This is a genomic window from Bradyrhizobium sp. WSM2254 (genome assembly GCF_000472645.1).
In the GTDB taxonomy this organism is placed as follows: Bacteria; Pseudomonadota; Alphaproteobacteria; order Rhizobiales; family Xanthobacteraceae; genus Bradyrhizobium; species Bradyrhizobium niftali.
The window spans coordinates 26414-52358 of sequence record NZ_AXAB01000038.1; the positions used below are offsets into that span (position 1 = coordinate 26414).

Annotated in this window: 30 protein-coding genes; 15 read left to right on the top strand and 15 right to left on the bottom strand. The window is 64.0% G+C overall.

Annotation, left to right across the window (positions count from 1 at the left end; translation table 11 throughout):
• Positions 1-21: 21 nt before the first annotated feature.
• Genes A3M7_RS0126330 through A3M7_RS0126340 form a run of 3 tightly spaced genes read left to right on the top strand, consistent with a single transcriptional unit; the run spans position 22 to position 2555 of the window.
• On the top strand, positions 22-405 hold the full coding sequence (locus A3M7_RS0126330) for an Mth938-like domain-containing protein (protein ID WP_027546606.1): 384 nt from the start codon (positions 22-24) through the stop codon (positions 403-405).
• Positions 402-1265 carry a phytoene/squalene synthase family protein gene (locus tag A3M7_RS0126335; protein WP_027546607.1) on the top strand — a complete coding sequence of 288 codons (864 nt, stop codon included), beginning with the start codon at positions 402-404 and terminating at the stop codon, positions 1263-1265. The genes A3M7_RS0126330 and A3M7_RS0126335 overlap by 4 nt, the downstream gene beginning before the upstream one ends.
• Positions 1266-1310: 45 nt before the next feature.
• On the top strand, positions 1311-2555 hold the full coding sequence (locus A3M7_RS0126340; RefSeq protein ID WP_027546608.1) for a threonine ammonia-lyase: 1245 nt from the start codon (positions 1311-1313) through the stop codon (positions 2553-2555).
• Between the two features lie 17 nt (positions 2556-2572).
• Here A3M7_RS0126340 and A3M7_RS0126345 read toward each other — a convergent pair whose 3' ends face one another.
• From A3M7_RS0126345 to A3M7_RS47195, 6 genes are all read right to left on the bottom strand, one after another.
• The gene (locus A3M7_RS0126345; protein ID WP_027546609.1) at positions 2573-3751 is read right to left on the bottom strand and encodes an aminotransferase class V-fold PLP-dependent enzyme; all 1179 of its coding nucleotides are present in this window, start codon (positions 3749-3751) and stop codon (positions 2573-2575) included.
• 25 nt (positions 3752-3776) lie between these two features.
• On the bottom strand, positions 3777-4190 hold the full coding sequence (locus tag A3M7_RS0126350; RefSeq protein ID WP_027546610.1) for a GFA family protein: 414 nt from the start codon (positions 4188-4190) through the stop codon (positions 3777-3779).
• A gap of 87 nt (positions 4191-4277) precedes the next feature.
• Positions 4278-4835: a CAP domain-containing protein gene (locus tag A3M7_RS0126355; RefSeq protein ID WP_049823698.1), complete on the bottom strand. Its 558-nt coding sequence runs from the start codon at positions 4833-4835 to the stop codon at positions 4278-4280.
• Between the two features lie 91 nt (positions 4836-4926).
• A complete protein-coding gene (locus A3M7_RS0126360; RefSeq protein ID WP_027546612.1) occupies positions 4927-6021 on the bottom strand; it encodes a serine/threonine protein kinase in 1095 nt (364 codons plus the stop codon).
• A gap of 7 nt (positions 6022-6028) precedes the next feature.
• Positions 6029-7456, bottom strand: coding sequence for a methylenetetrahydrofolate--tRNA-(uracil(54)-C(5))-methyltransferase (FADH(2)-oxidizing) TrmFO (trmFO, locus tag A3M7_RS0126365; protein ID WP_027546613.1), 1428 nt, complete (start codon positions 7454-7456; stop codon positions 6029-6031).
• Positions 7457-7582: 126 nt separating this feature from the next.
• Complete coding sequence (locus tag A3M7_RS47195; RefSeq protein ID WP_007590701.1) at positions 7583-7735, bottom strand: DUF1127 domain-containing protein; 153 nt, start codon at positions 7733-7735, stop codon at positions 7583-7585.
• A gap of 666 nt (positions 7736-8401) precedes the next feature.
• Here A3M7_RS47195 and A3M7_RS0126375 point away from each other — a divergent pair.
• Positions 8402-8728, top strand: coding sequence for a hypothetical protein (locus A3M7_RS0126375; protein WP_027546614.1), 327 nt, complete (start codon positions 8402-8404; stop codon positions 8726-8728).
• Positions 8729-8787: 59 nt separating this feature from the next.
• On the opposite strand, the gene A3M7_RS0126380 is transcribed toward A3M7_RS0126375, so the two are convergent.
• Entirely contained in the window at positions 8788-9612 is an 825-nt protein-coding gene (locus A3M7_RS0126380; RefSeq protein ID WP_027546615.1) for a lytic murein transglycosylase, read from the bottom strand.
• Positions 9613-9742: 130 nt separating this feature from the next.
• Positions 9743-10651 (bottom strand): DUF2189 domain-containing protein, encoded by a 909-nt coding sequence (locus tag A3M7_RS0126385; protein ID WP_027546616.1) that lies wholly within the window; start codon positions 10649-10651, stop codon positions 9743-9745.
• A gap of 334 nt (positions 10652-10985) precedes the next feature.
• Between A3M7_RS0126385 and A3M7_RS0126390 the strand changes: the two genes are divergently transcribed.
• Entirely contained in the window at positions 10986-11384 is a 399-nt protein-coding gene (locus A3M7_RS0126390; protein ID WP_027546617.1) for a DUF3597 domain-containing protein, read from the top strand.
• Positions 11385-11436: 52 nt separating this feature from the next.
• Here A3M7_RS0126390 and A3M7_RS0126395 read toward each other — a convergent pair whose 3' ends face one another.
• A complete protein-coding gene (locus A3M7_RS0126395) occupies positions 11437-11712 on the bottom strand; it encodes a GNAT family N-acetyltransferase (RefSeq protein ID WP_027546618.1) in 276 nt (91 codons plus the stop codon).
• Between the two features lie 252 nt (positions 11713-11964).
• On the opposite strand from A3M7_RS0126395, the gene A3M7_RS0126400 reads away from it, so the two are divergent.
• A complete protein-coding gene (locus A3M7_RS0126400; RefSeq protein ID WP_027546619.1) occupies positions 11965-12366 on the top strand; it encodes an SPW repeat protein in 402 nt (133 codons plus the stop codon).
• 49 nt (positions 12367-12415) lie between these two features.
• On the opposite strand, the gene A3M7_RS0126405 is transcribed toward A3M7_RS0126400, so the two are convergent.
• From A3M7_RS0126405 to A3M7_RS49880, 3 genes are all read right to left on the bottom strand, one after another.
• Positions 12416-12691, bottom strand: a complete 276-nt coding sequence (locus tag A3M7_RS0126405; protein WP_027546620.1) for a GNAT family N-acetyltransferase — start codon at positions 12689-12691, stop codon at positions 12416-12418.
• An 11-nt stretch (positions 12692-12702) separates the two neighbouring features.
• The gene (locus tag A3M7_RS0126410; RefSeq protein ID WP_027546621.1) at positions 12703-13218 is read right to left on the bottom strand and encodes a DUF3828 domain-containing protein; all 516 of its coding nucleotides are present in this window, start codon (positions 13216-13218) and stop codon (positions 12703-12705) included.
• A 91-nt stretch (positions 13219-13309) separates the two neighbouring features.
• Positions 13310-13678: a hypothetical protein gene (locus tag A3M7_RS49880; RefSeq protein ID WP_027546622.1), complete on the bottom strand. Its 369-nt coding sequence runs from the start codon at positions 13676-13678 to the stop codon at positions 13310-13312.
• A gap of 94 nt (positions 13679-13772) precedes the next feature.
• Between A3M7_RS49880 and A3M7_RS0126420 the strand changes: the two genes are divergently transcribed.
• The 3 genes from A3M7_RS0126420 (at position 13773) to A3M7_RS0126430 (ending at position 16853) form a co-directional block, all read left to right on the top strand.
• A complete protein-coding gene (locus A3M7_RS0126420) occupies positions 13773-14270 on the top strand; it encodes a hypothetical protein (protein ID WP_027546623.1) in 498 nt (165 codons plus the stop codon).
• Positions 14271-14375: 105 nt separating this feature from the next.
• Positions 14376-15983 (top strand): acyl-CoA synthetase, encoded by a 1608-nt coding sequence (locus tag A3M7_RS0126425; protein ID WP_027546624.1) that lies wholly within the window; start codon positions 14376-14378, stop codon positions 15981-15983.
• 9 nt (positions 15984-15992) lie between these two features.
• Positions 15993-16853 (top strand): PCC domain-containing protein, encoded by an 861-nt coding sequence (locus tag A3M7_RS0126430; RefSeq protein ID WP_027546625.1) that lies wholly within the window; start codon positions 15993-15995, stop codon positions 16851-16853.
• A gap of 16 nt (positions 16854-16869) precedes the next feature.
• Here A3M7_RS0126430 and A3M7_RS0126435 read toward each other — a convergent pair whose 3' ends face one another.
• Complete coding sequence (locus A3M7_RS0126435) at positions 16870-18933, bottom strand: DUF1217 domain-containing protein (protein ID WP_027546626.1); 2064 nt, start codon at positions 18931-18933, stop codon at positions 16870-16872.
• Between the two features lie 271 nt (positions 18934-19204).
• On the opposite strand from A3M7_RS0126435, the gene A3M7_RS0126440 reads away from it, so the two are divergent.
• The 5 genes from A3M7_RS0126440 (at position 19205) to A3M7_RS0126460 (ending at position 22890) form a co-directional block, all read left to right on the top strand.
• On the top strand, positions 19205-19972 hold the full coding sequence (locus tag A3M7_RS0126440) for an AAA family ATPase (protein WP_027546627.1): 768 nt from the start codon (positions 19205-19207) through the stop codon (positions 19970-19972).
• Positions 19973-20115: 143 nt separating this feature from the next.
• Positions 20116-20307, top strand: a complete 192-nt coding sequence (locus A3M7_RS0126445; RefSeq protein WP_245284324.1) for a type II toxin-antitoxin system RelE/ParE family toxin — start codon at positions 20116-20118, stop codon at positions 20305-20307.
• Positions 20308-20310: 3 nt separating this feature from the next.
• The gene (locus A3M7_RS0126450; RefSeq protein WP_027546629.1) at positions 20311-20598 is read left to right on the top strand and encodes a HigA family addiction module antitoxin; all 288 of its coding nucleotides are present in this window, start codon (positions 20311-20313) and stop codon (positions 20596-20598) included.
• A 775-nt stretch (positions 20599-21373) separates the two neighbouring features.
• Positions 21374-21940 (top strand): SRPBCC family protein, encoded by a 567-nt coding sequence (locus tag A3M7_RS0126455; protein WP_027546630.1) that lies wholly within the window; start codon positions 21374-21376, stop codon positions 21938-21940.
• Between the two features lie 2 nt (positions 21941-21942).
• Positions 21943-22890, top strand: coding sequence for a cytochrome D1 domain-containing protein (locus A3M7_RS0126460; RefSeq protein ID WP_027546631.1), 948 nt, complete (start codon positions 21943-21945; stop codon positions 22888-22890).
• A 110-nt stretch (positions 22891-23000) separates the two neighbouring features.
• On the opposite strand, the gene A3M7_RS0126465 is transcribed toward A3M7_RS0126460, so the two are convergent.
• Positions 23001-23921, bottom strand: a complete 921-nt coding sequence (locus A3M7_RS0126465; protein ID WP_027546632.1) for a nucleoside hydrolase — start codon at positions 23919-23921, stop codon at positions 23001-23003.
• A 109-nt stretch (positions 23922-24030) separates the two neighbouring features.
• On the bottom strand, positions 24031-24681 hold the full coding sequence (locus A3M7_RS0126470) for an HAD-IA family hydrolase (protein ID WP_027546633.1): 651 nt from the start codon (positions 24679-24681) through the stop codon (positions 24031-24033).
• Between the two features lie 317 nt (positions 24682-24998).
• On the opposite strand from A3M7_RS0126470, the gene A3M7_RS0126475 reads away from it, so the two are divergent.
• Positions 24999-25742: a hypothetical protein gene (locus A3M7_RS0126475; protein ID WP_049823694.1), complete on the top strand. Its 744-nt coding sequence runs from the start codon at positions 24999-25001 to the stop codon at positions 25740-25742.
• Positions 25743-25945: the final 203 nt, after the last annotated feature.

Genomic DNA, 25945 nt, shown 5'->3' on the forward strand with positions numbered 1-25945 from the left:
AAGCCCATTCGGACCAAGCTCATGACCGGCGATCCCAACGCACCGCATTTCCCGCGCTCGGCGCCGATCGAGGCCTATGGCAAGGGCGGCTTCGCCTTTGCCGGCATGTCGCACCGGGGATCGCTGCTCTGCCTGCCCGATGCGATCTGGGCCTGGGATGTGACGGACCCCGCGAAGATCGACCGCTATTCGCTGGATCGGGTCTTCGCGGCCGCCAACAGCATCGACACGCTCCTGATCGGCACCGGAACCGGGGTCTGGTTGCCGCCGCCGGCGCTGCGGCAGGCCCTGAAGGCGGTGAGGGTGGTGCTGGACACGATGCAGACCGGCCCGGCCGTGCGTACCTACAACATCATGATCGGCGAACGACGCCGCGTTGCGGCCGCGCTGATCGCCGTGCCATGAGCAGCGCTGCACCTCCGCCCGATTCCGTTGCCTTCTGCGCCGATCTCGTGCGCAGCCACGACTTTCCGCGCTATGTCGCGACCCTGTTCGCGCCCGCCGCCGAGCGCCGTGCGCTGCTCGCGCTCTACGCCTTCAATGTCGAGATCGTCCGGGTCCGCGACCAGGTGAGCCAGCCCTTGCCCGGCGAAATCCGCCTGCAATGGTGGACCGACATGCTCTCCGGCCATGTCCATGGCAGCGCCGAGGGCAATCCGGTGGCGGCCGAGCTTCTGCGCGCGATCCGCGATTTCGACCTGCCGGTCGAGCCGCTGTCGCTGCTCGCCGACGAGCACCAGTTCGATCTCTACAACGATCCGATGCCGACCATGGCGGCGCTGGAAGGCTATCTCGCTGCGACCTGTTCGGCGTTGTTCGCCCTCGCAGCCCGGATCATGGGACCGCCTTCGGATGCGGTCGAGCATCTTGCCCGTCATGCCGGGCTGGCGCAGGGCATCGTGCAGGTCATCGCCAATCTGCCGCGCGATGCCGCGCACCGGCAGCTGTTCCTGCCGCAGCAGGTGCTGGCGAGCCACAATTGCAACATGGAGGATGTGTTCGCCAGCAAGGAGACGCCCGATCTCCATGCGGTGCTCGAACAGCTTGCGGGTGAAGCCCGGCAGCATGTGACGACGGCCTCCTCGCTGCTCGCGCAGCTGCCGTCGTCAGTGCGGCCAGCGTTCCTGCTGCTGAGCCAGGCGCAGGCCGATCTGAAGCGCCTGTCGCGTCCAGGACGCAATCCGTTCACGCCGCAGCCTTCGTCGCGGCTGCGCACACTGTGGACGCTGTGGCGGGCTTCACGTTCCCGGGAATTTACCAAATAGCGGTTGGCTTGTCGCCCGAGCCGGGCAAATGCTCTATGCTGTCCCATGGCTGACTTGTCCCAAACCACGTCCTCCGATCTCAGCGGCCTTCCGGTCGCACCGGGCGACATTCACGCGGCCGCCGAGACCATCCGGGGGGCCGTCGTCGAGACGCCCTGTAGCTACAGCCGCACGCTGAGCAATATCTGCGGCTGTGACATCTGGCTGAAATTCGAGAACCTCCAGTTCACCTCCTCGTTCAAGGAGCGCGGCGCGCTCAACCGCCTCACGGCACTGACTCCGGAGGAGCGTGCGCGCGGCGTCATCGCCATGTCGGCGGGCAACCATGCGCAGGGCGTCGCCTATCACGCCAGGCGGCTCGGCATTCCCGCCACCATCGTGATGCCGGTCGGCACGCCCATGGTGAAGGTCGAGAACACGAAGCACCACGGCGCGGAGGTGGTGGTGACGGGCGCGACGCTGGAGGAGGCGGCCGCGTTCGCGCGGAGCCACGGCGAAGCTCGCGGCATGATCTTCGTCCACCCTTACGACGATCCGCTTGTCATCGCGGGGCAGGGCACCGTCGGGCTGGAGATGTTGAAGGCGGTGCCGGAGCTCGACACGCTGGTCGTCCCGATCGGCGGCGGCGGCCTGATCAGCGGCATTTCCATCGCCGCGAAATCGATCAAGCCATCGCTGCGGATTCTGGGCGTCGAAGCCTGGCTCTATCCCTCGATGTACAATGCCATCCATGACGGCAATCTGCCCGTGCGCGGCGATACGCTCGCCGAGGGCATCGCGGTGAAGTCGCCGGGCAAGATCACGACTGAAATCGTCCGGCGCCTCGTCGACGACATCGCGCTCGTCAACGAGGCCGAGCTCGAGCGCGCGCTCGCGACCCTGATCTCGATCGAGAAGACGGTCGTCGAGGGCGCCGGCGCCGCCGGCCTCGCCGCGCTGATGTCCGATCCCGCCCGCTTTGCCGGCCAGAAGGTCGGCCTGGTGCTGAGCGGCGGCAATATCGACACGCGGCTGATCGCCTCCGTTCTCACCCGCGAACTGGCGCGCGAGGGGCGGCTGACCCAGTTGTCGCTCGATATCCCCGACCGGCCCGGCCAATTGGCCGCAGTGGCCGCATTACTGGCCGAGGCTGGCGCCAACATCATCGAGGTCTCGCATCAGCGGACCTTCTCCGACTTGCCGGCCAAGGCGACGCTGCTGCAACTCGTGATCGAGACCCGCGACAGCGCCCATCTCGACGAGGTCATGGCGAGGCTCAGTGCATCCGGATTGAGCGCGCGCTGCACCTGAGTGGCGCGGCCGTCCCGCTATCGCGGCGTCAGGCCCGCGAGGTGGCCGATCAGCCGGTCGATCTCGGCTTCGGTGTTGTAGTAGTGCGGGGAGGCGCGCACGAGCGGCGGCAGTGCCCGGATCTCTGCGTCGATGCGGGTGCTCGACGGATGTGAAGCACCGATGGTGATGCCGGCGGCAGCGGCACTGCCGACAATCGCGTCCGCCTCATATCCGTCCATCGTGAAGCTGACGATGGCGCCCGGTGTGCGTCCGAGGTCGCGAATTGTGATGCCGCGAACGGAAGCGAGGCCGCCCCGAAGGCGGTCCGCCAGCAGGCGGCAGCGCTGCTCGATAGCACCCATGCCGATATCGAGCGCGTAATCGACGGCAGCGCCGAGCCCGAGCCGCGCTGCGTAGTTGTTCTCCCAGGTCTCGAAACGGCGCGCATCGTCACGGAGCCGATATTCATCGCGCGAGACCCAGGGCGCCGCAAAGTGGTCGATCATCGGCGGCTCGAGCCGTTGCAGCAACTCGCGGCGAACATAGAGAAAGCCGGTGCCGCGCGGGCCGCGCAGGAATTTGCGCCCCGTCGCCGACAGCATGTCACAGCCGATGGCTTCGATGTCGACCGCCATCTGGCCGACCGCCTGGCAGGCGTCGAGCAGATAGGGAATGCCGTGCGCCCGCGCGATCTTGCCGACGGCCGCTGCGGGGTTGACCAGCCCGCCATTGGTCGGAACCCAGGTGATGGCGATCAGCTTCACGCGCTCGTCGATCATCCGTTCGAGCGCGTGGATGTCGAGCTCCCCGCCGGGATCGCTCGGCACGACCTCGATGACCGCGCCTGTGCGCCTGGCGACCTGAAGAAACGCGACATAGTTGGCGGCGTACTCCGCCTCGGCGGTCAGGATGCGATCGCCTTTGCGGAATGAAAGCGCATAGAATGCCATCTGCCAGGCAATTGTCGCGTTCTCCAGAAGCGCGATCTCATCGGGCGCGGCATTCAGCAGGCGGCCTACCGAGCCGTAGACTGAATCAAGCCGGCGCGCCTCGCGGTCGGCGGCGGCATAGCCTCCGATCTCGCTCTCGAGGTCGATATGCCCCTTCATTGCCGCGACGACGGCGGCCGGCATGAGAGCCGCGCCCGCGTTGTGGAGATACGCGAGCCGCGCAGCGGCCGGTGTGTCGGCGCGTATTCGGTCGATGTCGATCAAATGGGGCTCTCGTGCTTTGGCCGCGTCAATGCGGCATCTCTTCGAACTGCGGCAGGTGGAGCGGCGTATTCCACGGCAGGCGACGCTTGGTGAACATCTCGAGCTTCGGCGCAACCAGGTCGGGCCGATCGAGGCTTCCCAACTGAACGAAGACCGTTTTGGGGAAACTGTCGAGGTTCGAGCTGAACACCCGCGAGCCGCATTCGGGGCAGAAGTTTCGGTCGAGGCCTTTGCCGGAATTTGCGACGTAGTGAAAGGCCTTCGGCTTGCCGCTGAGAAGCGTGAAGTCATCCTCCGGGACGGCAAAGAAAGTTGCCATCTCGCCACCTGAGGCGCGCTTGCAGTCGTTGCAATGACAATTGGCGATGAAGGACGGATCGGTGTCGAATTCGAACTTGATGGCGCCACAGGCGCATTGAGCGGTGTATTTTTTGGCCATTGATCGCCTCGAATTGGTCCAAGGGCGGGGCCATATTGGCTGGCCGGAGAAGCGCGCGCAACAGTGCTTGCCGCGCAGCGTCTCGTCTCAGATGCAGAGGCTGAGCAGCTTGATGTGGCACTCGCTGGATTTTGGCTTCTTCGCGGGCGCGGCCTCGCGCTTCACGGCAACCAGCGGCTCCTTGTCCTTCTTGCCTTTGCTCTTGCCCTTCGGCTCGTAGTCGCCCGCGATCACCATGGCCCAATAGGTGCGCTTGCCGCTGGAAGTTTTGGCGCTTGCAATGCCGACGCGGGAGGCGTTGTGCAGCAAGAGGTTCTTGCGATGCCCGGACGAGTCGATCCACTGGCCGAGCGTCTTCTCGAAATTGTCGTAGCCATAGGCGATGTTCTCGGCGGCGCGCCCCGCGCCGGCCGGTGCGACGCGGCGGTTGAACGGTCCGAGAGCGTCGTGGCTGAGGTCGTCCTTCGCCGCCATCGCGCGCGCCTGGTCCATGGCGATGCGGTCGAGGGTTGAATCGCGGACGACGCGGACTTCACCGTTCTTGAGGCGAAAGCTGGAGATCAGCTCGGCCGGGGATTCGGCCATCGCGGGCACGGCTGCGAACAGGAGAAGGCCAGCGATCACGCCGCCAACCGCACGATGCATCATCATCCCCCGAATGCCCATGACCTGCCGCCCGAATGATCCGATCGCTTCTCTATCGCCAATGTGGACGCTTCAAGGCGCATTGCGTCCGTCAGCCCGCGGGCAGGTCCGCCTCGAAATTGAAGCGGTCGCGCAGGTTCTTGCGCTGCTCCAGGATGTCCTTGAGGAAAGCGCGGTCCTGGTCGTTCTTCATCATCGGCTCGATCAGGTCGAGCTGGTTCATGGCGACCAGTTGCAGGATCTCGGTGCGCGGCTTGCCGCTGGTGTCGCGCGGCAGTGCATGCACCACCTGGATGTGTTCCGGCGGTTTCGGACCCTTGGCGGCCGCAAGTTCGTTGCGGAGCTGGCCTTCCAGCATGGCCTGATCAGCTTCGACGAAGGCATAGAGCCCGACGCCGGAGCGGCGGTCGGCAAAGGCAACGATGGCGGTGTCGCGCACGGCGGGATTCTTGCGGATCAGCTCCGCCAGCACAGGCGCGTCGTTGACGAGCCTGCGGCCGCCACCCTCACGGTCGGTGAAGTTGAACAGGCCGCGCGTGATCGCCCGGTAGACCTTCTTGCCGGTGGCGAGCCACAGGCTCGCGGCAAATGATTTCTTCGCCAGGATCTTGCGCTCGCGCGGCGTCAGCGCCTCGGGCGCGTAGGAACGCTTGTGCTTGAGCAGGTGCCGCAGGTCCTCATAGGCGAGGATGCGATAGAGCCGGCCGCGGCGTGCAAAGCAGGCGGCGAGCTGGAAGTCGGTCACATAGGCGTGGCCGTCGCGGCCGACCAGCCAGTTCTGCTCCTTGGCAAGGTCGTTGTGGCAGATGCCGGCGCGGCGGAGCCGGCGCAGTGCCGCCTTGGCCGAGCGGAAATAGGCGAGGTCGCCATGCGGTTTGGCCAGGTGCAGCGCGACGCCGTCGACGAAGCCGCGCACCAGAGCCCGGCGTCCGGCCCAAAGCAGCTCGGGACCGACATTCAGGCCCTTGGCGAGGGCGAGCGCATGCTTCTCGCGCGCGAACAGGTGGCGGGCCAGCAGGAACGACCACCACGGCACCTCATCCAGCCGACGCAGCACCGCGTCGACCTCGCCGTTGCCGGCACGAAAGCGGCCGCGCTCGACGGTCGAGAACACGTCGCGCTTGAGCAGGACGCCCTCGGTCCAGCGCGCCGTGAGCGTCGCGGCGTCGTCTTTGGGGAGCTTCATCGACAACTCACGCGGCTGCGGCGATGCGCAGGTGATCGGCGATCCAGCGATCGAGATCGGCGAGCGCCAGTGCGCTCATCGCCTGCTTCTTGGCCACCGTCTTCTCGTTGCCGCGCAGGCGCGTGCCGTCGGGCTTCTTCGTCGGTGCGCTTGCAAGCGGCGGGAATAGGCCGAAATTGATGTTCATCGGCTGGAACGAGCGGGTGCCGGGCTCGATGGTCTCGATATGGCCGCCGGTGATGTGGCCGAGCAGCGATCCCAGCGCGGTCGTAGGAGGCGGGCTCGCCAATGTCTCGCCACGGGCATCGGCCGCCGCGTAGAGACCGGCGATCAGGCCGACGCTGGCGGACTCCACATAGCCCTCGCAGCCCGTCATCTGGCCGGCAAAGCGCAGCCGCGGCTGCGCACGCAGCCGCAGCTGGCCGTCGAGCAGTTTGGGCGAGTTGAGGAAGGTGTTGCGATGCAGGCCGCCGAGGCGGGCGAATTCGGCCTTCTCCAGCCCGGGAATGGTGCGGAAGATGCGCTGCTGCTCGCCGTATTTCAGCTTCGTCTGGAAGCCGACGATGTTGTAGAGCGTGCCGAGCTTGTTGTCCTGGCGCAGCTGCACGATCGCGTAGGCTTTCGTCGTGGGATCGTGTGGATTGGTGAGGCCGACCGGCTTCATCGGACCATGGCGCAGCGTCTCGGGGCCGCGCTCCGCCATCACCTCGATCGGCAGGCAGCCGTCGAAATAGGGCGTGTTGGTCTCCCACTCCTTGAACTCGGTCTTCTCGCCGGCGATCAGCGCGGCGACGAAGCCGTCATACTGCTCCTTGGTCATCGGGCAGTTGATGTAGTCGGCGCCGTTGCCGCCGGGGCCGACCTTGTCGTAGCGCGACTGGAACCAGGCGACCGACATGTCGATGGACTCGCGATGCACGATCGGCGCGATCGCGTCGAAGAAGGCGAGCGCGTTCTCGTCGGTCAGTTCGCGGATGGCGTCGGCAAGGGGCGCGGAGGTGAGGGGGCCGGTCGCAACGATGACGTTGCTCCAGTCGGCCGGCGGCAGGCCTGCGATCTCGCCACGCGCGATCTCGATCAGGGGATGCTCGTTCAGCGCCTTGGTGACGGCCGCCGAAAAACCGTCGCGATCGACCGCCAGCGCGCCGCCGGCGGGCACCTGGTTGGCATCGGCCGCGCGCATGATCAGCGAGCCGAGGCGGCGCATCTCCGCATGCAGCAGGCCGACGGCGTTGTTGGCGGCGTCGTCCGAGCGGAACGAATTGGAGCAGACGAGTTCGGCGAGCCCGTCGGTGCGGTGCGCCTCGGTCATGCGGTCGGGCCGCATCTCGTGCAGCACCACGGGCACGCCGGATCTGGCGACCTGCCAGGCGGCTTCCGAGCCGGCAAGGCCCGCGCCGATCACGTGCACAATGTTGGAATGGGGTCCTGTCATGGGGCGGACAGGTAGCGCTTTTCGGCGGTCAGTGGAATCGCCGAGATCGAGTTTTCTGCCTTCAGAAACGACAACGCCCGCACGAGGCGGGCGCTATCGGTTCGTCCGGTGAAGGGCTGAACGATATCAGCCCTGATACTGACCGGCGGCAACGCGCGGGATGTCCGAGCGATCGAGGCCGATGTCGGCCAATTCGCGATCGCTGAGCTGGGACAGCTCGGCAACATTGCGCTGATAGTCCCGGAAAGCCTGGATCATGCGGATGAGCGAGAGCAGCATTGGTAGTCTCCTGTAGCTCGATTCAGCCCTTGCCCGGGCCTCATCGTTGAAATGAATATAGGTGAGAGTGGTGCAGTGCGAAAGTTCCGATGTTGCGATGCAGCTAAGCGAAGAACGCATGGCATCGGTAAGGGGCGATTAACCTCTTGGCAGTCCCGCCCAACCGCTGGGCGTTCACCGCTGCAGATCACAATAAAATCCCGTGAAATCACGGATTTATGAAAGAAACTGCGGTTCCGATAGGATGGGAAATAAGTTGCATTCTCGCGACCTGCAAGACGATGCGGCAGCTTGTAAGCCCAAGTCTCGCATGCGCGAATCGCATGAATCAGGAATCTTTAGAAGTGAATATTTATTCATAATATGACCGGGGGCCGCCGACCCTAAGAGAACCCGCGGGCGTGTGAGGAAGAGGCGATTCGCTTGGCTCCCTTGGAAAGGCCACCGAAACGGCTTGCGACGAGGCCAGATTCGCGGGCCGATCGATCGCCGGGAGTCGCACGCGCTCGTCGTTGATGCGGTGCACACACGCCAAGGGTGCGAGCGCTTGATTACAAGGTTGTAATGAAAATCAGAATTTTCGCATGCGGCTCTGCGCAGCGCGCAACATCACGCAATTCTCGCGGGGAATTTATTGCGGCAAGTTGCCGCGTCGGCAGCAAAGTCGTGGCGCAGATTCCGGCAATCTCGCTGGGTCTGTCCCAAGAACAAGAGAAGGAAAGTAACATCATGACGAAGTTACTCGGGGTTATCGCCATTGCCGCCGTCGCGTTCGCCGTCGCGCCGGCCCAGGCCGCCAAGCACGCCATGGGCGGCTGCAGCTCGGCCAATCTGGAGAAGGCGGAGACCGCGATCGAGAACATGCCCGACGGCGACGGCAAGTTCGTGGCGCAGAAGGAGATCGCGGCCGCTCAGGACTCGCTGCTCAACGGCAAAATGGGTGCGTGCGGCGCGCATCTGAACAAGGCGATGCACGCCACCATGGGTAAGTAAACGCTTCAAGAGAGGGCCGGTCGCCAGGCGATCGGCCCTACGCTTTTGTGCAGAGGGTCTTAAGGGGCGCGCGCGAGCTGGGTGGCGAAATAGGCGACGGTCTTGGAATAGACCTCGCTCTTGTTCCACTGCTGCAGCACCGCGAAATTTGGACTGCCCGGCTGCCAATCCTTGCCGCGCTGCCAGCCATAGCCGGCGAGATAATTGGCGGTCGAGGCGAGCACGTCGGGCGCGTTGTGCAGGAGATCGCGCTTGCCATTGCCGTCGAAATCGACGGCGTATTTCATCCAGGACGAGGGCATGAACTGGGTCTGGCCGAGCTCGCCCGCCCAGGCGCCCTTCATGTCGGCGGGTGCGAGATCGCCGCGCTGGACGATGCGTAGCGCGTCCAACAGTTCGCCGCGAAACTGCTCGGTGCGCCGGCAGTCATAGGCCAGCGTCGCCAGTGAACGGATGGTTGCGAACTTGCCGGTGTTGACGCCGAAATCGGTCTCGAGACCCCAGATCGCGACCAGCACCTCGCCTGGGACGCCGTAGGTCTGTTCGATGCGGGACAGCACCGAGCCGTATTGCTTCATCATGTTGGAGCCGCGCGTCATGCGCGGCGGCACCATACGGCCGGAAAACTCCTCGAAGGTCTGGCTGAAGACCTTTTGCGAGCGATCGCGGTTGAGCACGCTCTGATCGAGCGTCACGCCGGCGAGCCCGGCGGCAATGGCCTGCTGCGAGATGCCTTTCGCCGCGGCGTCGGTTTTGAAGTCTGCAAGCCATGCGTCGAAATTGCCCGAACCGCAGGCAACGGCGGCGAGCACGGGCTCGGCGGATAGGATTGACGCGGAGAGGGCTAAGGCTGCGAGAGCAAGACGAGAAATCGTCGGGGTCATCAGATGAAATGGATTCCGTGATGTGATCTGACCGGCGGGGCGCAATCTCGGTCGGAACCGCGGCCAAAGCTAGGCGCATGACTAGGCCGGCCCTGCCCGGAGCCGGGCAGGACCGGATGTCACGAGATCGTCAAGCGTCCGTCCGATTCCGCCACGGGAAGAGGTTGGCGGGGAAGTCGGCGGCGGACTTGCGCGGACGATGCGGCGGGGGCGGCACCGGCCGCGCACCGGGATCGGACGCGATCACCTTGCGGTACAGATGCCAGGTGGCATGCCCGAGCAGGGGGATCACCACGGCGAGGCCGAGGAACGCCGGGATCGTGCCGAGCGCCAGCAGCACCGCCACGATCAGGCCCCAGGCCGCCATCGGCACCGGGTTCCTGGCGACAACGCGCAGCGAGGTGACCATCGCCTCGAACGCACCGGCATGACGGTCGAGCATCAGGGGGAACGACACGGCGCTGATACAGAGCGCGGCGAGCGCGAACAGGAATCCGGTGCCGCAGCCGACCACGATCAGCCACCAGCCCTGCCGGGTCATCAGCACACGCGTGATGAAATCCGAGATCCCGGTCACGCCCTCATAGCCGAAGGCTGCGACATAGATCGCCTGTGCGGTTGCAACCCAGGTCACGAACAGCGCGAGCAGCAATGTGCCGAGACCGAGCATGGCACCGAACGAAGGCGAGCGCAGCACCTCCATGGCATCCCAGGCGCTGGCCTCTTCATAGCGTTCGCGCCGGCTCGAGAGCTCATAGAGACCCAGGGCCGCGAAGGGCCCGATCAAGGCGAAGCCTGCGGCGAGTGGAAACAGCAGCGGCAGCACCGAATAGCCCATCACCACGCGGGCGAGCACGAGGCCCAGCACCGGATAGATCACGCACAGGACGATGGCGTGGCTCGGAACCGCCTTGAAATCCTCCCAGCCGCGCCTCAGCGCGTCATGCAGGTCGGACAGTTGGATGGTCTGGATGGTTGGTCCCGCCGCATTAGCGGGCGGGGCCATTGTAGGGACATTGCCCTGGTAGAGTGTGGCCATGGTCGCTAGCTCCCTTGCCATGCAGCCGAATCCGGCGCCGGCAAACGGCGCAAGCGGCCGCTATTCTTGGATGATCGCGATCCCGACCAGACGCGAATTCCGGAAGGCATCGCGAACTGAACGGGAAGCGTACTCCCAATTCCGAGTCCTGTCCCTCACGCCTGGGTGAGATTCGATGCCGCACCGCAACTTCGACGATGTCATTCGGTCGTCATTTCGCCGCAGATAAGCTGATGCTGGTTGTCGGTTCGCAGAACTCCGCGGGCGCAACGCAGAAACTTCGGCTATAAGTGCCACTCAAGGCCTTCCAACGGATCCTTTTCGGGGAGCAGACATGAGCATTTTCGGGAAAATTATGGGCGCGATCTTCGGTAGCCATCCGGCTTCCGCCGCACCCGCAGGCAGCGCACCGTCGGGCAGCGCGCCCGCAAGCGCCGCGCCGGCCGGATCGGCACCGGCCGCAGCGCCGATGGCAACGGTGGACGTCGCAGCCATCGTCGATAAGCTAGTGGCAGCCCAGAAGGAGAAGCTCGAGTGGCGCACTTCGATCGTCGACCTCATGAAGGCGCTCGACATCGATTCGAGCCTTGCCGCGCGCAAGGATCTCGCCAAGGAGCTCGGCTACACCGGTGACATGAACGACTCCGCGAGCATGAACGTCTGGCTGCACAAGCAGGTGATGTCCAAGCTCGCCGCCAATGGCGGCAAGCTGCCGCCGGAGATCAAGCACTGATCGATCGCTCGGACGCAGCCAAGGGCCCGCGGGATCGCGGGCCCTTTTGCGTTCAGGCAACGAGGTCCGCATCCTCCGGATGCTTGTCGAGATAGTCGGCGACGAAGCCGCAGCCGGCGATCACCTTCCTGCCGTCGCGGCGGATCAGGTCCAGCGCGCCCTTGACCAGCTCGGAAGCGATGCCGCGGCCGCGTAGCGCGCGTGGCGTCTCGGTATGGGTGATGATCACCGCCGACGGGGTCAGCCGGTAGTTGGCGAAGGCGACCTCGCTGCCGATATCGAGCTCGAAGCGGCTCCTGTCCTTGTTGTCGCGTACCGATGCCGCCATGCAAGCTCCTTCCGAAGTGCGTATTGCTTGCCGATCTAGGAGCCCGACCCCGCACTTGGCAAGCGCGGCCAAGGGGAGGTTCAAGGGAGTTGCCGGACCCTAATATTTCCTGACCCTGCTCTTGCAAGTTCCGCGGCGGTTCCCACGTCCTTGAGAAGGACATACGCCCGAATGCGGCCGGCACGGTCGCCAGACATTCGGAGTGTCGTGATAGCCAGCCGCAGACGTATGCCTCTTTTGCAGGAGGTTACGATGTCGGACTTTGGTTTCTTGAATACTCATCGAACATGGGAAGACTGGTGCGGGATGCTGCTCGGCGCGTTGATTGCTGCGTCGCCGTGGTTCCCCATCCAGGACCGCGCGGGGATCACCACCGGACACGAGACGATGGTCCTGAACACGGTGGCAATCGGCCTCGTCGTATTCGGCCTCAGCCAGCTCGAATATGTCGCCTTGCAGCGCTGGCAGGAGGTGGCGACGATCCTGGTGGGGCTGTGGCTGATCGTCTCGCCCTACGTGCTCGGCTATTCCGGCGAAGGTTTTCTCCGGGTCTACCACACGGGTCTCGGAGCGGCAGCGGTGCTCCTCGGCGTGCTCCAGCTGTGGCAGGACTGGGATATGAGTGACCAGGATATGCTGAAGCACGGACAATAGGCTGCGGATTTCGGCAGGCCCGCCGCGCGATCGGCGGGCCAGCGATTGCTCATCCTTTCACGAGGTCCTGATAGTCCGGGTGCTTCTCGATCCACGCTTTGACGAACGGGCATTGCGGGATCAGCTTCAGGCCGGCTGCTCGGACCTGGTCGAGCGCGCCTTGCACCAGCTTCGAGCCGATGCCCTTGCCGCCGAGCTCTTTCGGCACATCCGTGTGCTCGAACGTGATGACGTTACCGTCGAGCTTGTAATGTTCGGTCGCAAGATGGCCCTCCACTTCCAGTTCATAGCGGTGATGGGCCTTGTTGTTGATGACGTCGCTCATGTCGTCTCCGGTCAGCTCTTCAGCGAGTCCGTCAGCATCTTGCGGATCGACCAGGCTTCGCCGCCGGAGGAGCCCTTGATGTCGTCGATCCGCCAGCTACCCGCCTCGCGCACGAAGTCGTAACGCACGATCAGGTCGGCGGGTTTGCGGTCGTTGCGGTGGCCGGCGATGGTCACCGCAAGTGTCGCCTTGTCGGCCTCCATCTTCTCGGCGTCAACCTTGAACGACTTCACGTCCGGTTCCTGCGAATTGATGACGGGATCGAAATCGACCGGTCCGACGTCGCCCTTGGGCGTATGCGCATCCGCCTTGGCCCACAGCGCAACCAGCGCCTTCGAGAGATATTTCGCCTTGGCAGCCTTGTTCTCGATGACGAAGGCACCACCGCCATCGCCCTTGCCCTTGGCCGCGCGCGTGTAGATCGCGGTCAGGATGGCGACGGGATCGCTGGGAGCGGGCATGACGGCAAATGCCGGAGAGGTACCGGCAAGCAGAGAGGCGACGACGAAGGTCCGGCGGGTGAGCATGAAATGTCCCTGAGGTGATGGCGCGCGGCGACGGGCCTGAGCGGCCGGCGTCGGCGCGTATCGCTGTAGACTGATGGAGCGGCCGTTCGGTTCAATCGGTCGCTTTGGCCAGCCGCGCGTCCTCGGGCTGCGGCTGCTGGCGGAGGCAGCCCTGGCAGATGACGAGGGAACGGTTGACCCTGGCGTCCTGTTCGGCCTCGATGCCGTCCTGCGCCTGCCACCATTCCTTCGAATAGGGCTGAAGGCCTGCTTGCGATCTGTGGTGTTCGGATGCTGTGGCGGATCGTGTTGCGCGCGATGGTCCCGGGGCGGATCGCGGCTGGTTGGGATCCTCGCCGGCACCATCCCAGGCATAGCGCGCAGGCTTGAAGGCGGGATCGGAAGCGAGATGCGCCTGCGGCGCCACGGCACATCCGGCAAGCGCCAGCGATAGCAGGAGGAAGGCGGGCGCTTTGACCATGATGCGGCACTCTGTACGCGAGAACTGGCTGAGGTTGCGCCGATCATGTTTAAAATTCCCTGAACGGTTGCGGCTGCGTCGGCGACAAATGCGCATGCGCTGTTTCATCCTCCTGCTCGCTCTGCTCGTCACCGCTGCGCGCGCCGACGACGCAAGACCGTTCAACCCGGCCGACTATCCAGCCGGTGTGCAGAAGGCGCTGCACTACGCCAATGAGGAATGCGACAGCCAGGACGGCGGCGCGGTAACCTTTGCGCCGGACACGGTGCGCAGGATCGACCTGACAGGTGACGGCCGCGACGACTACATCGTCGATTTCCGTGACACCAAATGCGGGGACCGCGAGACCACCTATTGCGGAACCGGCGGCTGCGTCATGAACATCCTGGTGACGCTGCCGGACGGCAGCGTGCGCCCTGTGTTCGACGGCTATATCCGCAGCTACAAGATCGTGGCCCCGCCGATCAAGCGCGGCGCCGCGCGCACCGTCCGATTCGATCTGCATGGCAGCTATTGCGGCGGTTTTGGCGCGCAGGCCTGCGTCAAGGAGAAGGCGATCACGGCGACGCCGTTCGCGTTCAAGCAGCCGTAGAGCAGGGGTGCGGCCGGCGGCCTTGCGGCGGTGCGGGCGTTGGCGATAAATGGGCTGCAAGGAGCGGGCGGCTTGCGCGCTGTCCGCCGTCGAAGAGGAAGCCCCATGCAGCCCCTGCGCATGTCCCGCCGCGTCATGAATCTCGCTCACATGCTGACCCAGAATGCGCGGCGGCATGGATCGCGTCCCGGCTTCGTCTGGGGGGACAAGTCCTGGACCTGGCGCGAGATCGACGCGCAGGTCTCGGCGCTGGCGGCGGCGCTCGCCGCGCGCGACATCGCCAAGGGCGACCGCATCCTGGTCCATTCCAAGAATGGCGACGAGATGTTCTTCTCGATGTTCGCGGCATTCCGGCTCGGTGCGGTCTGGGTGCCCACCAATTTCCGCCTGATGCCGGACGAGGTCTCCTATCTCGCGCAGGCCTCCGGTGCGAAGGCGTTTCTGTGCCATGTCGATTTTCCCGAGCATGCGGCGGCCGTGAAGGGCGGCGCGCTCGCGTTCACCTGGAGCATTGACGGCAGGGGCGCGTTCGGCGAGACGTCGGTTGCAGATGCCATTGCGTCGCAGGCGGGGCGCGTGGTCGAGAACGTCGCTGTCGAGCACGACGATCCCTGCTGGTTCTTCTTCACCTCCGGCACCACGGGCCGCTCCAAGGCCGCGGTGCTGACCCACGGCCAGATGGGCTTTGTCGTCACCAACCATCTCGCAGATCTGACACCTGGCGTCACCGAGGAGGATGCCTCGCTGGTGGTGGCGCCGCTCTCGCATGGCGCCGGTGTGCATCAATTGGTGCAGACCGCGCGTGGTGTACGCACCGTGCTGCTGCCGACCGAGAAGTTCGACATCGACGAGGCGTTCGGACTGATCGAAAAGCATCGGGTCAGCAATCTCTTCACCGTGCCGACGATCCTGAAGATGATGGTCGAGCATCCCGCCGCCGATAAATACGATCACTCCTCGCTGCGTCACGTGATCTATGCCGGCGCGCCGATGTATCGCGAGGACCAGAAGGCCGCGCTGAAGAAGCTCGGCAAGGTCATCGTTCAGTATTTTGGATTGGGCGAGGTCACCGGCAACATCACCGTGCTGCCGGCGGCGCTGCACGACCCCGAGGACGGCCCGCATGCGAAGATCGGCACTTGCGGCTTCGAGCGCACCGGTATGCAGGTCTCGATCCAGGACGACGAGGGCCGCGAGCTCGGGGCGAACCAGAGCGGCGAGATCTGCGTGATCGGTCCTGCGGTGCTCGCCGGCTATTACGACAACCCCGAGGCCAATGCGAAGGCGTTCCGCAACGGCTGGTTCCGCACCGGCGATCTCGGCCACATGGACGAGGAGGGGTTCGTCTACATTACTGGCCGCGCCTCCGACATGTACATCTCGGGCGGCTCCAACATCTATCCGCGCGAGATCGAGGAGAAGATCCTGACGCATCCTGCGGTCGGCGAGGTCGCCGTGCTCGGCGTGCCCGATGCGACGTGGGGCGAGGTCGGCGTGGCCGTGTGTGTTGCGCGCGAGGGAGCGAAGCCGGTGAGCGAAGCGGAGATGGCGGCGTTCCTCGGCCCGAAGGTGCCGCGCTACAAGATGCCAAAACGGTTCTTCTTCTGGGAAGCGCTGCCGAAGTCCGGCTATGGCAAGGTGCCGAAGCGGATGGTGCGCGACGAACTCGAGGCGCGGGGATTGCTCGACCTCGACAAGACGAAAACAGGCTGAGCGAAGGTCATGCGCAGCATCAGGCAGCCGGGCGCAGCCAGCGCAGAACGGATCCAATGGGTGGAGGCGAGGGGACGCGCCTTCACGTTCACGCTTCAGGCAGGCCTGCCGCTGCTGGAGGCCGCGCGCCGCGGCTTTGCGGCGGAAGGTTTTGCGAGCGGCGTGCTGAATTTTGGCCGTGGCACGCTCGGACCGTTCGCCTATGTGATGCCGGCGCTGTCCGAGACCGGCGAGAATGCTGCGTTCTACAGCGAGACGTTCCGGCCCAAGGGCGTGACGCGCACGAAGCTCGGCAGCATGACGCTCGGCATACGCGACGGCGCGCCGTTCTTTCATTGCCACGGGCTTTGGACCGAGGCGGACGGCAAGCCAAGCGGCGGCCATATGCTGCCGGACGAGACTGTCGTCGCCGAGCCGTTCGAGGTCGAAGCCTTCGGCGTTGATGGTGCGATGTTCACCGCCGAACCTGATCCGGAGACGAATTTCAAGCTGTTCGGGCCGGTCGCAGCTGCGAGCACCGGCACGCGGACGACCAGCCGCGCCTTCGCGCTCCGCCTGCGGCCCAATCAGGATTTTTCGTTCTGTCTCGAAGCATTCTGCCGCGAGCGAGGCATTTCGCGCGCGAAAATCCATGGCGGTGTCGGCTCGACCATCGGTGCGCGCTTCACCCATGGCGGCGTGATCGAGCCGTTTGCGACGGAACTCGCGATAACGGCGGGAAGCATAGCGCCAGGTGATTCCGGCGCGTTGGAAGCTGCGCTCGACATTGCCCTGATCGACTACACCGGCGGCATTGCAGAGGGCCGTCTGATCCGCGGCGACAACCCTGTGTTGATGACCATGGAGCTGGTGCTCGAGGCGTTAGGCTAGCATCGGCGAGCGGTCATCAGCGAGACTGTAACTTGGCGATGGCGAGGAAGGTGGAGTCACTTATCCCTGAGCCCGATCCTTGAAAGAGGCTGAGCAAGGGAGACTGAGCCTGACCGGTACTCTCGCTGTTTCTGATGTCATACATGGCGGAGAAACGGTTCAGGAGCTTTTCAACCTTCGCGGGATCGGACAGATCCTTGATCTTCATGAATCTGTCCACGAACTTGGCCTGCTGATCGATCGGCATCGCAGCCATCGAATCAGGCAGGTCGAATGTGGTCCTGAATACTTCCGAAAGCGCCCGGTCGGCCAGGATGTCGTATGCCGACGTGATGTCCCCCGCCTTGCGCTGGAAATAGAGCGCCAGGCGCACGCCGGGATTGGTATCTCCCTGCTGTTGCTCCAGGCTTTGCTGGAGATAGTTCGCCTGCGTTTCCCGAAAATGATCGCCCTTCTGAGGACCCAGCATCGGGAGGCGCGCGACGTCGCCCTTGCTGTTGAAGTTGAACGTCCCGGCGATTTCGGCAAAGCGAGGATCGCTCTGCGTGTTCGCGAAGCTCTTGGGATTGCTCAGGTCGGAGCTGAAGATCTTCTTGAGGAATTCGGTGCTGACCTTCTTGGGATCCAGGCCCTTGGCGACGAGAATGAAATCGATCACCTTCCGGTTTGCGAGCAGGTCGGAAACGCTTCCGATGTCTGCGACGGCTTCCTGATAAGACGTCGCGTCCTTCTGGGCTTGCTCCCGAACTGCCTTCTGCTGCTGGGGGCTTGCGTCCCTCAGCGCTGCAATGACGTAGCTCTTCGCAATCTTCAGGACCTCAGCCGGGTCCTGGGCCACCAAGGGAGTCGTCAGATTGCCTTTTGCGTCGAAGTTGAAGTCGCGTGCGAGCTTGACGTACCGATCGTCCTTGAGGGTATAGACGAAGCTCTTGGGATCGTTGAGGTCGCTTTCGAGAACAGCCTTGATCGTGGCCTGCGAGGCTGTCGCCGGGTCGAGGCCGACTGCGCCCAGCGCAAAATTGTACACGTCCGGTGTCGACACGAACGCCTGGACTGAGTTGACCTTGAGGACGGCCGCTCTGAAGTGCGTGATAGCCAATGCTTCGCTCAACGGGGTTGCCGCGTCGTACACGGCGGCCTTGCTGGCGTCGAACTTCTGTTTCGTGATCGTAATGTTTGCAGCAGTTTGTGCGGACACACCTGACGGAAGCGACCCGTCGGACGAAAACTCGAACGCGCCGGCCAGGTCCACGAACCGGCCAATCGTCCCGATCTGGTCGTTGAGGCTGGAGACGTTCTTCGAATACGAGTCCAGATGATACTTCTCGACCAGGATCTGGAGGTTCAACTGCGGCACGTCGGCGCCCGGTTGCGACAGTTGGGCCGTGTAGTCGGCGATTTTCTGATTGGTGGCGCTGACATCGGATTGTGCTTGCGCAAGCTGGGCGTTGAGGCCGGGCAACTGAGACGCGAAGGTGGTGTTGACGTAGCTGTTTGGATCGGATGGATCGCTGCGCAGGACCTGGCTGATGGTGTCACGCGGCCACTTGCTTTCATCCATCCCGAATGCCGAATAGACGTAGTTGCGAAGACGATCGTTGTTCAGAAGCTGGTCTGCACTGCTGATGCTGCCGATCTGGGCGCTGTAGTATGTCGAGTCGTCGGCAAGTGCATCGACCTGGCTCTTCTTGGTCGCCGTGTACAGACCGATCATCTCATCGGTCTGGTTCTCCGATTGCGCAACGGGCTTCGCACCGCCGGTGAAGGAAAAGGCCGCCGCAAACTCCCGGTACCGTTTGTCGACCAGCTTGTTGACGAAGCTGGTGGGATCGGAGAGGTCGCTCTCCAGTACCTTTTTCATGAAGGCCTTGGCGTAGGCCATGTCTTCGAGGCCATAGGCCTTCGTCGCATAGTGATAAAGGCGATAATCCTTCATCAGATCGTCGACGGTCTTCACCTTGCCGATGTTGGCCTTGTAATAGGCGGCCTCCCGCGCCACGTCCGGTTGCTGTTCGACCCGCGTCAGCGACTGCTTGAGATTGTGCGCAATGTAGTTGTAACTGAAATACGTTGTGACCATCGCGCATTCCTCGCGGCGTTACGGTCCCGGACGTCCGTCAATCATTGCCGGGTCGCGAGGTGGGGGGCCGGCCTCATGCCAGCACATCGTCTCAGAGCTGCGTCTTTTGAGCGTTCCTGCTTACAATCCGAGGTTTGAATCATCTCCAAGTGACGCAGATCGAGTTTGTGTCGATTTGTTTCTGTATGTTTCTCAAATGCAGCTTTCGTGAGGATTGTGTTCTTGATATGTTCCGATCAAGGGATGGGTTGAAATAGGTTGGAAGCCGGGCATGAGCCGAAGAAGCGGTCGAACGATCAACCTGCCGGCGCCGTATCTGAAGCGAGTCTGGCTCGATCCATCGCAGGTTCACGATCGGGAGGCTTATCCGTTTTGCCTGCCGATCTTTCCGGATGATTTCGAGCTCAACTTCGACGCCGCCATCACTGTCATCGTCGGGGAGAATGGCACCGGGAAGTCGACGATCCTCGAGGGGATCGCGGCGCTGGCCGGCTACGACGATGCCGGTGGCGGCAAGGGGTACATGCCGGTCGACCATTCCGACGCGCGCGAGAAGATGGGTGGCCAGCTTTCCAAGGCGTTGCGCGCGAGCTGGCTGCCGAAGATCACCAATGGCTGGTTTTTCCGCGCCGAGAGTTTTTTCTCGGTGGCGCGATACCTGGACAAGGCCGCACGCGATGCCGGCCAGGTCGGTCCCGATTTCCTGTCGCATTCCCATGGCGAAGGTTTTCTGCGCTTCTTCGAAGAGCGCTGCCAGCGCCAGGGCATCTTCATCTTCGACGAGCCGGAATCGGCGCTGTCGCCGGCACGTCAGATCGAATTCCTGAGGCTCTTGCGACGCATGGACGACTCCCGCATCTGCCAGGTCATCATGGCAACCCATTCGCCGATGCTGATGGCCTATCCCAACGCGCGGCTGCTGCGGCTCGGGAAATACGGGCTGGAGCCGGTGACGGTGGAGGAGACCGACCATTACCGGTTGATGCGGGAGTTTTGTGACGACCCGCGGGGCTTCGTGGAGGCGACGCTGGCGGAGTGAATGCCGTATCCATTGCCGTTCACCGAACTCCGTAGTATGTTTCTGCCACGATCAGATCCTGGCGGAATGCGGCAAGCCGCAAGGTCTGGGATGGCGAGCGTCCGAACCAGTTTCGCGGGCTCGACTTCGAGGCGGCCGTTGATTTGCTGCTCGCGTTGAACGTCGCAAAATCGCTTGGTGACCTGAGTCCGTTGAAGAGCGTCGGGTTGCATAAGCTGAAGGGCGATCGCAAAGGACAATGGGCGATGATAGTCAACGAGCGCTGGCGCATCTGCTTCGAGTTCAGCAAGGGCGACGCCTACGAGGTTGAAATCGTCGACTATCATAAGGGCTGAAGTATGCCTCCTCTTGTGCACCCCGGACGTTTGCTCAAACGCGAAATGACGGCGCGTGGTCTCAGCGCCAACAGGCTTTCAATTGACATCGGCGTCCCCTCGGGCCGGATTACCGATATCTTGAATGGACGTCGCGGTATCTCCGCAGACACGGCGGTGCGTCTCGGGCGCTACTTCGGCAACAGCCCTCAATTCTGGTTGGACTTGCAAGGGCAGTACGACATTGGTGTCGTCGAGCGGGAGAAGGGCGCGGAGATCGCTCGGCGGGTGAGGCCGGCCGACGCGGCCTGACGGAGTTTTGGTCCAGAGTTTCATCAGATTCGCTTACGGACGACACGGGACACGACTTCGCGTCCTCGCGGCCCATCGTGCCCGAGCTTTGCGGCATTCACCGCCCTCAAAGGTGCCGAGGGCGCAGGGAAGGCCGGGTGCCGGCTGGCACCCGCGGTCCGCTGTGCGCGAAATGCGCTGGAAACAGATGCACAGCGGCATACAGGTGAAGCCAAACATCCGGCCTTCCCTGCGCAGTGGTTTTACGGCTTATATCGTGATCTCCCCGGGGAGCGATGCACTATTGCCCCCGTCACCTTGCGGATGGCTGACGCGCCCGCCCGGTTGGGCAGCGCACGTCACCGCAAGACTTGGCACACAGACCCCGGATGCCAGGACCACACGATTTTGCCGTACGCAGGCTGCACCGGTCGTGTGCGCGCAGGCAGTTGCTCACGGCGTGAGCCGCCCTGCAAACCACCTTCGCGCCGACGCCGCCTGCGTCCACCACGTCCCATCCCGCATGTCGTGACGATCGCGATACGCCCCTCGGCCGGGCTGGGATGACCGGAACATGCGATAATTCCGAATTCGCGTAAAGCGAATTGTTTTGATGGGGACGGATTGACCCCTCCCTTGTGTGTCTTGCCCGTCGGGCAACGCAAGGGATGGCGTGGATGTGGGTCGCGATCCCCGCCACAGCCGTGCCACGAACCGGTCTCCCCACGGCCCGAAAATGCGTTACGATGATCGCAGCGCGCCTCAAGTCGCGCAGATCCAGGAGTGAGGAAACGGTATGAGGATGAGAAGCGGAACGGCGGTCGCCGGGGTGGCGGCGCTGGCGGTGGCGGGGATGGCTCTGGCGGCCGCGTTTGAGCCGGTTTGGGCGCACGGGCCGACCCGGCAGAAGGTGCGCGAATCCATCGAGATCAACGCAGCCCCGGCCAAGGTGTGGGCGGTGATCGGCAATTTCCAGGACATGAGCTGGCTTCCGCCCGTCACCAAGACCGAGGGCGAGAAGGGCAACGAGATCGGCGCGACGCGGCGGCTGACGCTGACCGGCGGGGCCACCGTCGACGAGGAGCTCTACAAGTTCGACGCGGCCGCGATGACCTATTCCTACCGGATCACCACCGTCGACGTGAAGGTGCTGCCGGTCACCAACTATTCCTCGACGCTGACGGTAACGCCGAGCGCCGACGGCAAGGCCTCGACGCTGGAATGGGCCGGCGCGTTCTATCGCGGCTTTCCCAACAACGATCCGCCGCCGGAGCTGAGCGACGAGGCCGCGGTGAAGGCGGTGAAGGGGCTCTATCGGGCCGGCCTCGAGGCGCTGAAGAAGAAGGTCGAGAGCGGAAGCTGACCGTGCGGGCCCTGGTCCTGGCGGCGCTGGCCGCCAGCCTTGCCTGCTTCGGCAACGCCTTCGCCGAAGAGGCGTTCGTCACCAACCAGCTCAGCGACGATCTGATGGTCGTGGACCTCGCCACCGCACGTGCGGTGGCGACCATTCCGATTGGCGGCAAGCCGGCCGGCGTCGCCGTCAGCGCCGACGGCCGCTTTGCCTATGTCACGAGCCCGGATGCCAAGGCGGTGACGGTGGTGGACGCAGCGACGCGGCAGGTCGAGGGGCGGATCGAGGTCGGCGGCGGCCCGCTCGGCATTGCAGTGGCGCCTGACGGCAAGACGGTTTATGTCGCCGATTGGTACGCCGCGGCGGTGCGGGTGATCGACGCCGCGACGCGCGGCGTCACGGCCAGCATCGCGGTCGGCGCCTCGCCGTCGGGCCTGGCGGTGACGCCAGACGGCAAGCTGCTGCTCTCGGCGGACCGCGACGACGACAGCGTCTCGGTGGTGGACACGGCGACGCGCGCGCGCAAGGCGACCATCAAGGTCGGCACGCGTCCGTTCGGCGTCACCATCGATGCCGAGGGCAAGCGCGCCTACACCGCCAATGTCGGCTCCAACGACGTCTCCGTGATCGACATCGCCGCCGGGTCCGAGATCGGCCGCGTGGCGGTCGGGATGCGTCCCTATGCGGTGGCGCTGGCGCAGGGGCGCGGCTTCGTCACGGACCAGTATGGCGGCACCGTCAGCGTGTTCGATGTTGCGACACTGAAACCGGTGAAGCGCATCACCGTCGGCGACTACCCCGAAGGCATCAATGCAACCGCCGACGGCAAGCGCGTCATCGTCGCCTGCTGGGAGAGCAACACGCTTGTTATCATCGATGCTGCCGAGCTGAAGGTGATCGGCGAAGTCAAGACCGGCGACGGCCCGCGTGCGTTCGGGGCGTTCCTGCGGCGGACGGAGTAGGGGAATTGCCCGCTGGCCGTAGCCCGCATGAGCGAAGCGACATGCGGGACTCGTTTCAGCGCTGACGGTCCCGGATATCGCTGCGCTCATCCGGGCTACGGCACTGAGCCCTATTTCGCTTCGGCAAACGCCTTCAGCTTCAGGAAAAAATCCCTCAGGATCGGGTTGCGATCCACGTAGGTCACGTAGCGGATCGGATGGCGCCGGCGATCGACGCTCCACGTCATCTGGTCCGTGAGGACGGGAGCGGGGATGATCACGCTCGGTGCCCACACGGGGTTCAGCAGCCAGCCGACCGGCGCCATGTCCCAGATCTCCTTGGCCCAGCCCATGTGGTCGGACGAATATTCCTTGAAGCGCATGGCGAGAAACGCGCCGATGCTGCCGTGGGGTTCGACGTATCGTTCGATCTCCGGCACCGTCGAGTGAAGGCGGGAGGTGACGCCCAGGCACGGGACGAGGACGAGCGGCACGCCGCTGTCGAGCAGCACCTGCGCGCCGCCGACGTCCTGCTTCAGGTTGAACTCGACCGTATGGGGCCATTCCAGCGCATGGCCGCCGAGCCAGACAACGACGATACGGTCGATGATATCAGGGGCTTTGAGCAGGGCGGAGGCGACGTTGCTGATGGCGCCGATGGCGACGACGTAGAGCGGATTGTCCGGCGAGCCCGCGCGCGCCCGAGCGATGAGGTCGTCCACGGCGGGGGCCGTCCGCGCCGTCTTGCAGGGGCCGACATAGTCGGTGACGCCGCGGTGAACCAGGCCTTCCGGCGCGACGTTCAGGCGGTCCAGCAGGCGCAGGATTTCCTGATAGCTGAGCTCCATGCCATGGCCGGGGCTGTCCGCGCGCGCATTGAAGAACGGCGCGGCGTAGATCGCCTCGACATCGAAGCGGTCCTTCGACAGCAGCATCTGCACGAGCGCGAACTGGTCGTCGATCTCGTTATAGGTGTCGGTGTCGAGCACGACCCGCAACCGCTCGACCGGCGGCTCCAGGAGCTTGAGGCGAGCTGTGTCAGTGAGTGTCATCACCGTCTCCCCGAACAGTTCGTAGGGTGGGTTAGCCTGCGGCTGCGCGAAGCGCAGTCCGCCAGCGTAACCCACTTCTTTTGTCTCTGCGGATACGCACAGTGGTGGATTACGCCTCGCTAATCCACCCTACGTTTCCGCATAATGTCTCGGCAATGTCGCGCATGTGTTCGAACATATGATCCGGCGCAAGCGCCTGCAGCGCCGCGGGGGCCGCATAGCCCCAGCTGACCGCACCGCAGGCAATCCCCGCGGCGCGCGCCGCGTCGATGTCGCGGACCTCGTCGCCGATTGCGATGACGCGGCCGGGCTCCACGCCGGCGCGGCGGACGACCCGGCGGAATTTCGCGGCCTTGCCGAACAGCGACGCCGAGCAGTCGAAATGCGCGAACAGGGCGGCGGTCTCGCCGAGCTTCTCGCGCGCATTGGCTTCGCTGTCGGAGGTCACCAGCGCGAGCTGCACGCCGTTCTCGGCCAGCGTCCGCAGCATCGCCTCGACGCCCGCAAACAGCGAAATCTCGGCTGCTGCCTCCGCCTTCAGCCGCCGCGCATGCCGCGCGATCGCCGGCAGCTTCCACAGCGGCACCTCGAGCCGGTTCAGGATCTCGCGCGACGAGGCATGCCGCAGCCCCTCGACGTCCTCATCGGCCACACGGCGAAAGCCGAAGCGGTCGGCGACGTCGTTGATGGTGCGCAGGAACCAGGGGAAGCTGTCGGCGAGGGTGCCGTCGAGGTCGAAGATGGCGAGGGAGTAGGGCACTTGTCTGACCTGATTGCAGTTTGCGGATTTACAGTGAGTTGCGGCTGAAACCCAGATGGCGAAGTTAGCGGTACCTGCTTGCTGTCGTCAGTGACGAATGCCTCTCCGAGGGAGTGTCGCGATTCTGCAACTGCTGCGGGCTGATTTTTCTTGCGACGGCGAATGATCTTGCAACAAGAGGTTGAATATGTGCTGAATTGACAAAATTGGTGTGGGGGGCGCCGATGTCAGTGCAACGCATTTGTGCGATCGTAGGTGTTTGCGTCACGTGGAGCGGATTGTCCGCTCACGGCGCCGAACCGAGTGCGGCCGTCCCGATGACGATGATGTCGGGGCTTCAGCAAAGCCTTGTTCTTGATGGCTCGTTCGGAGCTCTCTACACGGATAACGCCCTGGCGACAGGCACCGGCAGAATTGACGCCGGTTACGGCGTGCCGTTCCTGCGGCTAACCTACGGGCTGAAATCGGCCGACGGCTGGGCTTACACCATCTATGCGCGGAACACGACAGAAAGCTATACGGATCGGATCGCCGACAATGCTCTGACCACCGCCGGCACGACGCTATCCAAGACCAGCGGCGAACTAACTGTTGGCGCGAACTTTGACACGAAGTTCTTCTTTGACGGCTTCTATGCCGGCCATTCGAACACCGCGTACGACCTTAGCGCCTTCATCACGCAGCCACATTTGTTCAAGGAGGCTGGCCTGCTGGTTGTTCCGCGCTTCACCCTTGGACATCGCTGGGCGGAGATTGCTGCGTCCGAGCGATATTCAATCGATCTCCAGCTTTCGTTGGAGAAGAGCATTGTGGGCCCTTGGTCGGTGCTGGGGGGAGGCCGTTTTCGCATCTACTGGTTCCAGACCCCGATTGTCGGGGTGCGGCCGGTTGATTACTACCCGTCGGCTTCAGTCGGTCTCAAATATGATTTCGGCAACGATGTTACGTTGACGACGAGCGTCGGCTTCCTGGCGCGAAGGTCCAATTTCAACGTGCGCAACTACGAAAAGCTGGACATTGGCCCTAGCGTCGACTTCAAGTATCCGTTGCCGCTTCCTTAGCATGGGAGATTAGCGATGATTGTGCTCCGGCGAATTTCATTGTTGGTCGTCGCAGTCGGCTGCATCGTCGGGACTTGCCCTGGGACAGTTTATAGCCAGGACCGTGAGGGCCGCATTGAGACAACCCAGGACCGGATCGAAACGCGTCGTCGCCTGGAGCAATACAAGCAAGAGGACCGGCCTTCCGTCGCGCCAATTGTGAT

What these genes read in the sequence shown, in the direction of transcription:
- A3M7_RS0126425 (WP_027546624.1), top strand. Translation starts at nt 14,376, where the DNA reads ATGCAGCCCCTGCGCATGTCCCGCCGCGTCATGAATCTCGCTCACATG.
- A3M7_RS0126340 (WP_027546608.1), top strand. Translation starts at nt 1,311, where the DNA reads ATGGCTGACTTGTCCCAAACCACGTCCTCCGATCTCAGCGGCCTTCCG.
- A3M7_RS0126400 (WP_027546619.1), top strand. Translation starts at nt 11,965, where the DNA reads ATGTCGGACTTTGGTTTCTTGAATACTCATCGAACATGGGAAGACTGG.
- A3M7_RS0126360 (WP_027546612.1), bottom strand. Translation starts at nt 6,021, where the DNA reads ATGAAGCTCCCCAAAGACGACGCCGCGACGCTCACGGCGCGCTGGACC.
- A3M7_RS0126395 (WP_027546618.1), bottom strand. Translation starts at nt 11,712, where the DNA reads ATGGCGGCATCGGTACGCGACAACAAGGACAGGAGCCGCTTCGAGCTC.
- A3M7_RS0126385 (WP_027546616.1), bottom strand. Translation starts at nt 10,651, where the DNA reads ATGGCCACACTCTACCAGGGCAATGTCCCTACAATGGCCCCGCCCGCT.
- A3M7_RS49880 (WP_027546622.1), bottom strand. Translation starts at nt 13,678, where the DNA reads ATGGTCAAAGCGCCCGCCTTCCTCCTGCTATCGCTGGCGCTTGCCGGA.
- A3M7_RS0126420 (WP_027546623.1), top strand. Translation starts at nt 13,773, where the DNA reads ATGCGCTGTTTCATCCTCCTGCTCGCTCTGCTCGTCACCGCTGCGCGC.
- A3M7_RS0126350 (WP_027546610.1), bottom strand. Translation starts at nt 4,190, where the DNA reads ATGGCCAAAAAATACACCGCTCAATGCGCCTGTGGCGCCATCAAGTTC.
- A3M7_RS0126450 (WP_027546629.1), top strand. Translation starts at nt 20,311, where the DNA reads ATGCCTCCTCTTGTGCACCCCGGACGTTTGCTCAAACGCGAAATGACG.
- A3M7_RS0126430 (WP_027546625.1), top strand. Translation starts at nt 15,993, where the DNA reads ATGCGCAGCATCAGGCAGCCGGGCGCAGCCAGCGCAGAACGGATCCAA.
- A3M7_RS0126390 (WP_027546617.1), top strand. Translation starts at nt 10,986, where the DNA reads ATGAGCATTTTCGGGAAAATTATGGGCGCGATCTTCGGTAGCCATCCG.
- A3M7_RS0126465 (WP_027546632.1), bottom strand. Translation starts at nt 23,921, where the DNA reads ATGACACTCACTGACACAGCTCGCCTCAAGCTCCTGGAGCCGCCGGTC.
- A3M7_RS0126440 (WP_027546627.1), top strand. Translation starts at nt 19,205, where the DNA reads ATGAGCCGAAGAAGCGGTCGAACGATCAACCTGCCGGCGCCGTATCTG.
- A3M7_RS0126335 (WP_027546607.1), top strand. Translation starts at nt 402, where the DNA reads ATGAGCAGCGCTGCACCTCCGCCCGATTCCGTTGCCTTCTGCGCCGAT.
- A3M7_RS0126330 (WP_027546606.1), top strand. Translation starts at nt 22, where the DNA reads ATGACCGGCGATCCCAACGCACCGCATTTCCCGCGCTCGGCGCCGATC.
- A3M7_RS0126435 (WP_027546626.1), bottom strand. Translation starts at nt 18,933, where the DNA reads ATGGTCACAACGTATTTCAGTTACAACTACATTGCGCACAATCTCAAG.
- A3M7_RS0126380 (WP_027546615.1), bottom strand. Translation starts at nt 9,612, where the DNA reads ATGACCCCGACGATTTCTCGTCTTGCTCTCGCAGCCTTAGCCCTCTCC.
- A3M7_RS0126405 (WP_027546620.1), bottom strand. Translation starts at nt 12,691, where the DNA reads ATGAGCGACGTCATCAACAACAAGGCCCATCACCGCTATGAACTGGAA.
- A3M7_RS47195 (WP_007590701.1), bottom strand. Translation starts at nt 7,735, where the DNA reads ATGCTGCTCTCGCTCATCCGCATGATCCAGGCTTTCCGGGACTATCAG.
- A3M7_RS0126410 (WP_027546621.1), bottom strand. Translation starts at nt 13,218, where the DNA reads ATGCTCACCCGCCGGACCTTCGTCGTCGCCTCTCTGCTTGCCGGTACC.
- trmFO (WP_027546613.1), bottom strand. Translation starts at nt 7,456, where the DNA reads ATGACAGGACCCCATTCCAACATTGTGCACGTGATCGGCGCGGGCCTT.
- A3M7_RS0126475 (WP_049823694.1), top strand. Translation starts at nt 24,999, where the DNA reads ATGACGATGATGTCGGGGCTTCAGCAAAGCCTTGTTCTTGATGGCTCG.
- A3M7_RS0126455 (WP_027546630.1), top strand. Translation starts at nt 21,374, where the DNA reads ATGAGGATGAGAAGCGGAACGGCGGTCGCCGGGGTGGCGGCGCTGGCG.
- A3M7_RS0126355 (WP_049823698.1), bottom strand. Translation starts at nt 4,835, where the DNA reads ATGCATCGTGCGGTTGGCGGCGTGATCGCTGGCCTTCTCCTGTTCGCA.